The following is a 10,729-nucleotide window of genomic DNA, read 5'->3' on the forward strand; positions in this document are numbered from 1 at the left end:
GATCGGCAACGGGGAGCAGTCGGTTAACCGGCTGCTTTCTCGTGCCTGCGATGACTGTCGACACAGCGCTCACTCGGCTGGCGGATTGACGGTAGAGCGCTCACGACAATGGCGGTGAGAAATTCACCGCCAAATAGCGTGAGCGGCTACACAATCCGTGTTCCAGCTGGATGAAAGGCAGGAGGAATTTCCTATAAACAAATGGAATTCTAAAAATACGCGGGAATTCGGAAGGAGGAAATGGGTGATGGCACTGTTTCGACATGGTACATACGATCATCTGCACCTTGTGAATCTGCTGGGATTGATGGGGGCAGCGTATGCGGTCCTCGCATCCGCTTGGCAGGATGCGGCCGATTTGATCGTGCTTGCGGCGGTGCTGTTCATTATCGAATTTTTCCCAATCAAATTGGGCCGGGTGGGATTTACGTTCTCTTTTCCTGTCCTGTTTGCCATGGCCATGGTCACCGGGTATGAGGCGACCGCTGTGCTGAGCCTGCTGGTGATCACCGCCGTGCATGTCTGCCGGCGAAAACCGGTGCGGACACTCCTGTTCAACGCATCTGTCCGCTGCATGGCCCTGCTCGCGGCCGGCTGGGCCGTTCACGCACAGCCGTTTTTTTTTCGATTCCAGCCGGTATGTCCCATTTCACCTCACGAGCCTTGTGATCGCCGCCATCCTGTTCACCACTGTTTCCAACCTGCTCGTGCTCTCTTACATCCACCGCCGCTTCCGCGTGAGAAAATATGCGGCGGTCGTCCTGCAAGCATCCGTCCTAAATGTGCTGGCGAGCGTGATCTATGACGGTTTCATGCTCTGGTTGGCGAGCGACCCGAAAAACACCGGTACCGGCTACCTGGGAACGCTGTTCTTTTTCCTGCCGCTTGCCGGCGTTAGCGTGGTGATGTCCCTGATCACCAACCTCACGCGGGCGAAATCCGGACTCGAAACCCTGTTTGCTGTTTCCCGCTCGATCAATGAACAGCGCGATTTGCCCAGCGTTCTGCAACAAATCATCGACCAGGCCACCCGATTGGTGCGTGGAGATTGCGGCTTCCTGTTCCTAATCCAGCCAGACGGCTCACTGGTGCGGAAAGTGGGGACTACACACGCCGCGCCGCTGGAACGAATTCCAAAAGATCAGGGGATTGCGGGGGTCGTCGCGTGCACTGGCGAATCCCTTCTGGTTCACGACGTGAGGCGGGACCATCGGTTTCTGCCGGGAGAGACACTGAGTGACACCCAGTCGCTGCTCGTGCTGCCGATCCAGATTGACCACAAGGTGAGCGGGGTGATCTCACTGGGAAAAAACGAAACGCACGCATTTCACCCGAATGATCTGAACATCATGTCGATCTTCGCCACCCATGCGGCCGTCGCGATGAAAAACGCCTGGTATATGGAAGAAAGGGAAAAACGCCTGATCCTGGAGGAACGAAACCGCATCGCCCGCGAGATCCATGACGGATTGGCGCAGGATCTGGCGGCCATCCTGTTGCGGATCGAGATGCTGCTGCAGCAAGCGGATTGCACATGCCGGCAGCCCGCTTTGCACGAATTGCAGGAACGGGTGCGAAAAACAGTCACAGCAGTGCGTCATTCGATTTATTCGTTGCGTCCCCAACCGTATATTCGAATCGGGCTGGTTCCGGCCATCCGCTCCCATCTGGAGGACATCTCCCTGCGCCATGGAATCTACACGGAGCTAGCGCCCGAACCGGTTAATCTGTCCGTAGCTCCCGAAATCAGCAAAGCGATATTTCAAATTTTCTCCGAAAGCGTGCAAAATGTGCTGAAGCATGCGGAGGCGACCGCGATCTACGTCCGATTCGAACAGACCGCCCGTTGGCTGGTCCTTACCATCCGCGACAACGGAAAAGGATTTCACTTTGGACAGGCAATCGTGAACGCACTGGAAAAGCGTTCATTTGGCATTGAAAATATGTACAACATAGCGGATCAGATCGGCGCTTCCCTGGAATTCGTGACAGCGCCGGACAAAGGAACCGTTGTCACCCTGCTGATACCGGTCAAAGAGGGAATGAATCATGGCCATCCGCGTGTTGCTGTGTGATGATCATGCAATTTTGCGCGACGGACTGCGCAGTTTGCTAAACGGTGAGCCTGATATGGAAGTGGTGGGCGAAGCGGCCAACGGGCTGCAGGCGATTGGAGAAGTCCGCCGGCTGCGCCCCGATGTGGTACTGATGGACATCAACATGCCGGAACTGGACGGGGTGGAAGCCGTCCGGCAATTCAGGATCGAATGTCCCACAGTACGGATCCTGATTCTCACCATGTACAATCATGACGAATACCTGTTTCGCACGATTCAAGCCGGTGCCCAGGGGTATCTGTTAAAAGACTCGCCGGTTCGCGAAGTGATCGAAGCGATTCGCAAAGTGGCGACCGGCGGCTCCGTACTGCACCCCGATGTGGCGCAAAAACTGCTTGACTCTTACCGGGAGCAGGCAGACGAAAAAAAAGCGGCCGACCGGCTGTCCCCGCGTGAACGTCAAGTTTTGGCCGAGATGGTGCAAGGGCTGACCAATAAAGAAATCGCGGAGCAATTGTTTATTTCCGAGACGACCGTGAAGCTGCATATCAGCAATATTTTTCGCAAACTGGGCGTGAAAAGCCGTTCCCAGGCCATTCTTTATGCTGTGAAGGAGAGGCTTTTTTAAATTTTTAAATAAGATCCCCATGCTGCTTCTCAGCACCAGCAGAAGGATGAAAATAACCTCATGTCGAACTGAATTCATGCGGCTGGTGAAGGGAGGTCGTAAGTCCTTGGTGTTGCTTCCCTAGCCTGGGAAGCGAACCCGTAAATAAGATAGATCCCAACGACCAGGTGCACCACAGAATGTCGCTCCTTTGGGAAGCACGCAGGGTAGAATATTAACCAAATGGTTGTTGCACCAGTCCTTCAAATTTGTATCGCCGCAGAAGGAGTCGTTTTATGGACGTTTTGTACAGTCATTGCTGTGGGCTTGACGTTCATAAAAAGAATGTCGTGGCCTGCGCCCTTACACCCGAGGGGAAAGAAATTCGCACCTTTTCGACGATGACTCGGAACTTACATGAGCTTAGGGACTGGATCTTGAGTAAAGGCTGCACACATGTTGCGATGGAAAGCACCGGTGTTTTATGGAAACCGGTCTATAATGTGTTGGAGCCAGAGAACCTCGAAATCATGGTGGTTAACGCCAAAAACATCAAGAACGTCCCCGGCCGTAAGTCTGACGTCAAAGACGCGGAATGGATCGCAGGGCTTCTCCGACACGGCCTTCTAACAGGCAGTTTCATCCCGAAACGGGAACAACGCGAGAACCGGGAGTTAGGCCGTTATCGCCAAAGCCTGATCGAAGAACGAACCCGCGCAATCAATCGCGTACAAAAAGTGTTGGAAGGCGGTAATATTAAACTTTCTTCGGTTGCCAGCAACGTACTTGGGAAATCCAGTCGAGCTATGCTCGAAGCAATCATTCACGGAGAGAATGACCTCGACACATTAACCGATCTGGCACATGGCAATATGAAAGCCTCACCGGAAGAATTAAAACAGGCGTTGACGGGTGTAATAGGTTCTCATCAGCTACTCATGCTCGAATCGCTACTGAGGCATATCGACTTCTTGAATGAAGAAATCGAGAAACTGGACAAGGAAATTGGAGAACGACTGCGCCCTTTTGAATTGGAACTGGAGCTGCTGGATACAATTCCCGGAGTGGGTCGGCGTACGGCTGAACTTATCGTGATTGAATGCGGTACTGATATGGGCCAATTCCCCTCTGCTGCTCATTTTGTTTCATGGGCAGGGTTCGCTCCAGGACAAAACGAAAGCGCCGGAAAAAAGAAACCAGCCAAAACCCGCAAGGGCAACAAAAAGCTGCGAAGTGGAATCGTACAGGCATCCAGAGCTGCCGCACGCCAGAAAAATACCTATCTGTCCAGTTTCTATAATCGCCTTGCGCGACGTGTTGGAAAAAAACGAGCAGCGGTTGCAACAGGCCGTAAAATTTTAACGATCGCGTACCATGTGCTTAAGGATAAGGAGCCTTACAAAGAACTGGGTCCCAACTATTACGATGAACGGATCAAGACGAGAGTCATCAACCAAGCAATTAAACGACTGGAATCACTCGGGTGTAAAGTTACCATTGAATCAGTAGCATAGTGTGAATCAGTAGCATGGTGACTTTCACATAAAACGAATTTGAATTGCTCTAGCAACTCAGTGACGTTTTTAAAAAATAGCTTCACTGGGTTTAGTTTCCTATTGCCTTTAGAGGTACTCCCTACCTCGGATATTTTCAGGGTAGGATACAACAAACAAAGGGGAATCGGCTGCGATCCCCCGTCAACGGCTACACCGGATATACCGGGTGCTTTCGTTCCGAGAATACCAGATACTTCGAGGAATATGCTTCAAACCTTTTGACCAGCTCGTCGCGCAGTGAATTGGCCGAAATGATGCCGTCGATCACCATCTCCGACGCCAGCCGGTAAATGTCGATGTCCTTGCGATATTCCTCCCGTTTCGCTTCAATAAAAGCAGCCCGTTCTTCCTCCGGCAGCTCGGCGATTTTGTTGGCGTAGACCGCATTGACTGCCGCTTCCGGGCCCATCACCGCAATCTGGGCCGTCGGCAGCGCCAAACAGCAATCCGGTTCAAAGGCGGGGCCGGCCATCGCATACAAACCCGCTCCGTATGCCTTGCGGACAATCACCGAAATCTTCGGCACCGACGCTTCCGACATCGCCGAGATCATCTTCGCGCCATGCCGGATAATGCCTGCCCGCTCGACTTTTGTACCGATCATGAAGCCGGGTACGTCCGCCAGGAACAACAGTGGAATGTGAAACGCATCGCACAATGTGATGAAACGTGCCGCCTTGTCCGCCGAATCGTGGAACAGAACGCCGCCTTTCACCCGCGGCTGGTTGGCGATGATGCCGACCGGTTTGCCGTTCATGCGGGCCAAGCCGGTGATCAATTCGGCGGCAAACAGTTTCTTGATCTCAAAGAACGAGCCTTCATCGATAATCCGGTCGATCAGGTCATACATGTTGAACGGCGCATTCTGGTTGGCCGGGATGATCTCTTCCAGCGTCTTTTCGAACCGTTTCGGTTCTGCCGGTTCGGCAACAGGCGGTTTTTCCGAAAAATTGGCCGGGAAATACGACAAATACTTGCGCGCCATGGCGATCGCTTCCTGCTCGTTGGCGGCCAATACGTCGCCACAGCCCGACACGCTGCAGTGCATGCGGGCGCCGCCCATCTCCTCAAGCGTCACTTTTTCGCCGATCACCATTTCGGCCATCCGGGGGGAACCCAAATACATCGACGCATTGCCGTCGACCATGATCACGATGTCGCAAAATGCCGGAATATACGCTCCCCCGGCTGCCGACGGGCCGAACAGGATGCAGACTTGCGGGATTTTCCCGGACAATTTGACCTGGTTGTAAAAAATCCGCCCGGCCCCCCGCCGCCCCGGGAACATCTCGATCTGGTCGGTGATCCGTGCGCCCGCCGAATCCACCAGATAGATCAGCGGCACGCGCAGCTTTTCCGCCGTCTCCTGAATCCGGATGATCTTCTCGACCGTTCGCGCTCCCCAGGAGCCGGCTTTCACCGTCGAATCGTTGGCCATCACGCAGACGACTTGTCCGTTGACTTTGCCGATGGCGGTAACGACGCCGTCAGCCGGCAGATCTTCCGCCATGCAGTTGGCAAACAAACCGTCTTCCAGTTCAAAGCCGGGATCAAACAGCAGCTGTAACCGGTCGCGGACGAACAGTTTCCCCTGCTCCGCGTTTTTTTCATGATATTTCGGGGCGCCGCCTTTTTTGATTTGTTCCACGCGCGCCTGCAACTCTTTCTCGAATGACACGGTTGTCCTCTCCTCCCCTACTCGCCCCGGTACACCGGAGGCCGTTTTTCCTGAAACGCACGTAGCCCTTCCAGCCGGTCTTTGGTCGGGATCGTGACCTCATACGCATTCATTTCAATCGCCAATCCGGTCTGAAGATCGACGTCAAAGCCCTTGTCAATCGCGAATTTCGCCTGCGCCACCGCTATCGGCGCGTTGCGGACGATCTGTCCAGCAATCTCCAGTGCTTTGTCCAGCAACGATTCACGTGGCGTCACATATTCCACCAGCCCAATGGCCAGCGCTTCCTGTGCGTCGATCCGTCTGGCCGTAAAAATCAGCTCTTTCGCCCGCCCTTTCCCAATCAGCCGCGGCAGCCGCTGGGTGCCGCCCGCTCCCGGGATGATGCCGAGCGACGTTTCGGTCAAGCCGAATTTTGCCTGGTCGGCGGCCACCCGGATGTCACAGGCGAGCGCCAGTTCGGTTCCGCCGCCGAACGCCACCCCGTTCACCGCAGCGATCACCGGCTGCGGCAATGCTTCCAAATCGTTGATGTTGTCACGGATCAAAGCCACCGTCTTGCGCACCTGAACAGGATCCATGCCCGCCCGTTCTTTCAGATCGGCGCCGGCGCAAAACGCTTTTTCCCCGGCGCCGGTGAGGATCACACAGCGCACCGACCGGTCGAATTTGATTTCATGAATCGCCTCATGCAATTCGTACAGCATTTGCAGCGACAGCGCATTGGCCGCTTCCGGACGATTCAGCGTAATCGTCGCGATGCCGTCTTCCCGTTTGGATACCACCACCGCCTGTTCGCCCATCTTCGCCTCTCCCTTCCGTTACTCGCTGGTTCCTTGTTGTGCACAGATCGCGCTCGCCGTGTAAGAAGACGATGTTTTCCGTGCACTCACGCACCGGTTCCAGTTGCGCATGAACCGACTCCGGTAGCCTGCAAATTGTGGCTCGGCAGCGGTCGCCCCACTTTCTCCTGAATAAAGCGGGCGGCTGCCAGCAGCCGGTCCCGGTCGATCCCGGTTTTGACACCCATTCCGTCCAGCATGTACAGCAAATCGTCGGTCGCCAGATTGCCAGACGCCCCCGGCGCATACGGACAGCCGCCGAGACCGCCGAGCGACGCGTCAAACACCGTGATCCCCATGTCAAGCGCCACCAACACGTTCGCCATCGCGGTGCCGCGCGTATCGTGAAAATGCATCGCCAATTTTTCGGCCGGGAAGCGTTTCAGCAGGACGTCCAACACTTCCGCCACCTGCTTCGGGGTAGCGACGCCGATCGTATCGCCGAGCGACAACTCGCCGACTCCCATCTCAAACAGTGCGTCGGCCACCCGAACGACCGCGTCGATCGCAACCGGCCCTTCGTAGGGACAGCCAAAAACGGTCGACACGTAACCGCGGACCGATTTCCCCGCCGCCAGCGAATCTTCCGCCACTTCCCGCAAGACGGGAAATGTTTCGTCGATCGACTTGTTGATATTTTTCCGGTTGTGCGTCTCGCTGGCCGACATAAAGACGGCCGTTTCGTCAATGTCGGCTTCCAACGCCCGTTCAAGCCCTTTGCGGTTCGGCACCAGCGCCGCATACGTAACACCCGGCACCCGTTCGATCCTCTTCGCCACCTCGACCGCATCGGCCAGCGCCGGAATCCACTTCGGATTGACGAACGAGGTGATTTCGATCGAGGTCAGCCCCGTGCGGGACAGTTGGTTGATCCAGGCGATTTTGTCCTCGGTGGCGATGAACGTTGTTTCGTTTTGCAGTCCGTCCCGCGGCCCCACTTCCTTAATCGTCACAGCACCCGGCCACTTCATACGCTCCCCTCCCTACGGCAAGTTTCTCGTCACTTTCGCGGGCCCTTATTCCATTTCCACCAGCACGTCGCCTTCGTTCACAAAATCCCCTTCGTTCACTTTCACTTCCTTGACCGTACCGGCAAAATCGGCCGCGATCGGAATCTCCATCTTCATCGACTCGAGAATCACCACATCCTGTCCGGCGTCCACCGCATCTCCCGCTTTCACCAGCACTTTCCACACGTTGCCCGCCATGCTCGCCACTACTTGACTCATTCGAATCCCTCCAAAATTTGTTTATTTTTTGCCCTGTAGATGTTGTGCCACGAATCCGGTCGTGGTATCCCCGGCCCGAAACGCCGGATGCGCAACGACTTCCCGCAGCATCGGGATGTTGGTCTTGATGCCGTCCACCTCGTATCCCGCCAGCGCCGCCTGCAGGCGATCGATCGCCTCGTCGCGGGTGCTGCCTTTGACCACCAGCTTGGCGATCATCGGATCATAAAAAGGTGTGACGACCGAGCGTTCGCTCACCCCCAGTTCATGCCGAATCCCGGGTCCTTCCGGTTTGACAAACCTGGTGATTGTGCCAGGCGACGGGAAAAATGTCTTCGGATCTTCCGCGTAAATCCGCACTTCGATCGCATGCCCTTCCCGCTTGACGTCCGCCTGCGTGAAACCGAGCGGCTCCCCGTACCCGATCCGCAGTTGCTGCTCGACCAGATCCAGTCCGGTAATCTCTTCCGTCACCGGATGTTCCACCTGCAGCCGCGTGTTCATTTCCAGGAAGTAAAAATTCTTGTCCGTATCCACCAGAAACTCAATCGTTCCGGCGTTCGAGTAGCCCAGCGATTTTGCCGCCCTGACGGCCGCTTCCCCCATCTTCGCCCGGGTAGCTTCATCGAGGAACGGAGACGGCGCTTCCTCCACCACTTTCTGATGGCGGCGCTGGATCGAACATTCGCGCTCCCATAGATAGACCGTGTTGCCTTGCTTGTCAGCCAGAATCTGAATCTCGATATGGCGCGGATTCTCGATATACTTCTCGACATACATCGCCCCGTCGCCGAAAAAGTCGGTCGCCCGCTTCTGGTTGCCAGCATACGCCTTGCGCAGCTCTTCCTCAGTGCGCACCACCTGCATGCCGATACCGCCGCCCCCCGCCGACGCTTTCAGCATCACCGGATAGCCCATTTCGTTCGCGACGCGAACCGCTTCCTCCACATCGGCCAGCGGGTGCATAATCCCCGGCACCACCGGCACGCCGACTGCTTCCATCGCCTTGCGCGATTCGATTTTGCTGCCCATGCGGGCGATCACTTCCGGCGACGGACCGATAAAGACGATTCCGGCCTCTTCGCAGCGGCGGGCGAACTCCGCATTCTCGGATAGCAGCCCGTAACCCGGATGAACCGCCTCCGCTCCCGTCTGTTTGGCAACTTCCAAAATTTTATCGATGTTCAAGTAGCTTTCGTTGACGCGCGGCCCCCCGACCAGGTAGGCTTCATCCGCCATTTTCACATGTGGCGCTTGCGCGTCCGCTTCCGAATATATACCAACCGTTCGGATGTTTAACGCCCTGCAGGTGCGGATCACGCGAGCTGCGATTTCCCCCCGGTTCGCAATCAGGATTTTTTTGAACATGGCTACCTCCCCCGTCTCTGATGATTGTGTATCTCGTCTCCTCTCTCTACTTCTACAATATACACGAAAAATCCTTTTCTGGCACGACCGGTCGGTTGGAGATCGGACGGCGTGCTGTGATCATACGACACTTCCAAGACGTGTGTAACAGCCTATAAAATCCAGTCCTTATGAGAGTTTTTATACATAAAAATTTCTTATAAATATGAATAGAAAAAATGTATTGACATATATAAATGTCTTTGATAAATTTATATAAAATATGTCTTTTATTTACTATCTTTTTTCCACAATATTTTAAGGAGATGGTTGGATGAACAAATTTATTGTTGGTGTCACTTGCTGTGTGCTCACAACGTATTTTGCAACATCCAGTTTTGCAGCGACGCAACCCGGCGAAGTGCAGGTTAATTCAAAAAGCAGCTTAATTCAAAAACAAGTCGATTCAGAAAACGGAATCAAACCGGATATCGCATTGAAGATCACCGAGTAATCCCTTATCTTTTTCCCGATTGGAACGGGGCTACCGTTGAAAATCCAATTCCCTATTCAGATGCTGATACAAGTACTCCTACTGTGTATGGCATCCGAGTAACCAGAAATCACGTAACACTCGGTTATATGCTTGTTGGGGCTACAAAAGATGTAACCCCGATCTTGAAGATCTCTCGGGGTGCAGAACCAACGGACAATATAGATATCATCACAAAACTTGCAAGTCAAACTCTGAAATCGGGTCAACAGCTTGGAACTCCTCATCTTATCTATGGAGGACCTTTTAACCTCTGCGTTCAGTTCGATGTAATCCAAGATGGTAAAAAGGTTAAACAGCTTCGCTACAATCTGGAAGGTGAGTTCGAGTTGACTTCGATGCCCCCCCTAAAATGGACGCAAATTATAAAAGCGAATCGAGAATGCAATGGAGTAAACACCTTAATACAACTGGTTCCATAGTGACACCTTACGCTAGCGTTACTAGTAAAGACCTGTATGTGATATCCTATGACCAAAACAAATTGCCGCAAAACCAGTCGGATTCCGGTTGTGGGCCGGCTGCCGGTGCGGATATCATGAATTATTGGCATAGGAACGGTTATCCTGCACTTCTGTCAACATCGGATGTAAAATCCCCAATAGCATCGGATAGCGATTCCCCAAAATCACCGGCATGATTTCCTCAAAATCATCGGGATGAATTCCCCACCCCTGTGTCGAATTATGGCACCTGCCATCACGTCCGTGGAGGTGCCAGTCATGAGGGAGAGTGAGAAGATGGAAATCAAGAAGTTGTATGAGGAGGGCGTCAGCATCTCGGAACTGGCCAGAAGATTCGGCCACGACCGCAAAACCATTCGCAAGGCTGTAAGTGAACCTCGGCAGCAGCAGGAGGAG

General features: G+C 54.1%; 11 protein-coding genes. 6 read left to right on the plus strand and 5 right to left on the minus strand.

Going from position 1 to position 10,729, the window contains the following annotated elements; genetic code table 11:
- Positions 1-247: 247 nt before the first annotated feature.
- The 4 genes from C230_RS23210 (at position 248) to C230_RS0101745 (ending at position 4,178) form a co-directional block, all read left to right on the plus strand.
- Positions 248-805, plus strand: coding sequence for a hypothetical protein (locus C230_RS23210; RefSeq protein WP_026174078.1), 558 nt, complete (start codon positions 248-250; stop codon positions 803-805).
- Between the two features lie 100 nt (positions 806-905).
- The gene (locus C230_RS0101735) at positions 906-2,075 is read left to right on the plus strand and encodes a GAF domain-containing sensor histidine kinase (RefSeq protein WP_245533944.1); all 1,170 of its coding nucleotides are present in this window, start codon (positions 906-908) and stop codon (positions 2,073-2,075) included.
- The gene (locus C230_RS0101740; RefSeq protein WP_018130352.1) at positions 2,050-2,685 is read left to right on the plus strand and encodes a response regulator; all 636 of its coding nucleotides are present in this window, start codon (positions 2,050-2,052) and stop codon (positions 2,683-2,685) included. The genes C230_RS0101735 and C230_RS0101740 overlap by 26 nt, the downstream gene beginning before the upstream one ends.
- 275 nt (positions 2,686-2,960) lie before the next feature.
- A complete protein-coding gene (locus tag C230_RS0101745) occupies positions 2,961-4,178 on the plus strand; it encodes an IS110 family RNA-guided transposase (RefSeq protein WP_018130353.1) in 1,218 nt (405 codons plus the stop codon).
- A 190-nt stretch (positions 4,179-4,368) separates the two neighbouring features.
- Here C230_RS0101745 and C230_RS0101750 read toward each other — a convergent pair whose 3' ends face one another.
- The 5 genes from C230_RS0101750 to C230_RS0101770 form a co-directional block, all read right to left on the minus strand.
- Positions 4,369-5,898 carry an acyl-CoA carboxylase subunit beta gene (locus tag C230_RS0101750; protein WP_018130354.1) on the minus strand — a complete coding sequence of 510 codons (1,530 nt, stop codon included), beginning with the start codon at positions 5,896-5,898 and terminating at the stop codon, positions 4,369-4,371.
- A gap of 17 nt (positions 5,899-5,915) precedes the next feature.
- Complete coding sequence (locus C230_RS0101755; RefSeq protein WP_018130355.1) at positions 5,916-6,701, minus strand: enoyl-CoA hydratase; 786 nt, start codon at positions 6,699-6,701, stop codon at positions 5,916-5,918.
- 86 nt (positions 6,702-6,787) lie between these two features.
- Positions 6,788-7,711, minus strand: coding sequence for a hydroxymethylglutaryl-CoA lyase (locus C230_RS0101760; protein WP_018130356.1), 924 nt, complete (start codon positions 7,709-7,711; stop codon positions 6,788-6,790).
- A 45-nt stretch (positions 7,712-7,756) separates the two neighbouring features.
- The gene (locus C230_RS23215; protein ID WP_018130357.1) at positions 7,757-7,969 is read right to left on the minus strand and encodes an acetyl-CoA carboxylase biotin carboxyl carrier protein subunit; all 213 of its coding nucleotides are present in this window, start codon (positions 7,967-7,969) and stop codon (positions 7,757-7,759) included.
- Between the two features lie 21 nt (positions 7,970-7,990).
- Entirely contained in the window at positions 7,991-9,337 is a 1,347-nt protein-coding gene (locus tag C230_RS0101770) for an acetyl-CoA carboxylase biotin carboxylase subunit (RefSeq protein ID WP_018130358.1), read from the minus strand.
- A 313-nt stretch (positions 9,338-9,650) separates the two neighbouring features.
- Here C230_RS0101770 and C230_RS0101775 point away from each other — a divergent pair, with 313 nt between their 5' ends.
- Both C230_RS0101775 and C230_RS22245 read left to right on the plus strand, forming a co-directional pair.
- Positions 9,651-9,830, plus strand: a complete 180-nt coding sequence (locus tag C230_RS0101775) for a hypothetical protein (RefSeq protein WP_018130359.1) — start codon at positions 9,651-9,653, stop codon at positions 9,828-9,830.
- A gap of 779 nt (positions 9,831-10,609) precedes the next feature.
- Positions 10,610-10,729: helix-turn-helix domain-containing protein (locus C230_RS22245; RefSeq protein WP_245533945.1), on the plus strand; the 120-nt coding region annotated here is incomplete at its 3' end.

This window comes from Effusibacillus pohliae DSM 22757 (assembly GCF_000376225.1).
In the GTDB taxonomy this organism is placed as follows: domain Bacteria; phylum Bacillota; class Bacilli; order Tumebacillales; family Effusibacillaceae; genus Effusibacillus; species Effusibacillus pohliae.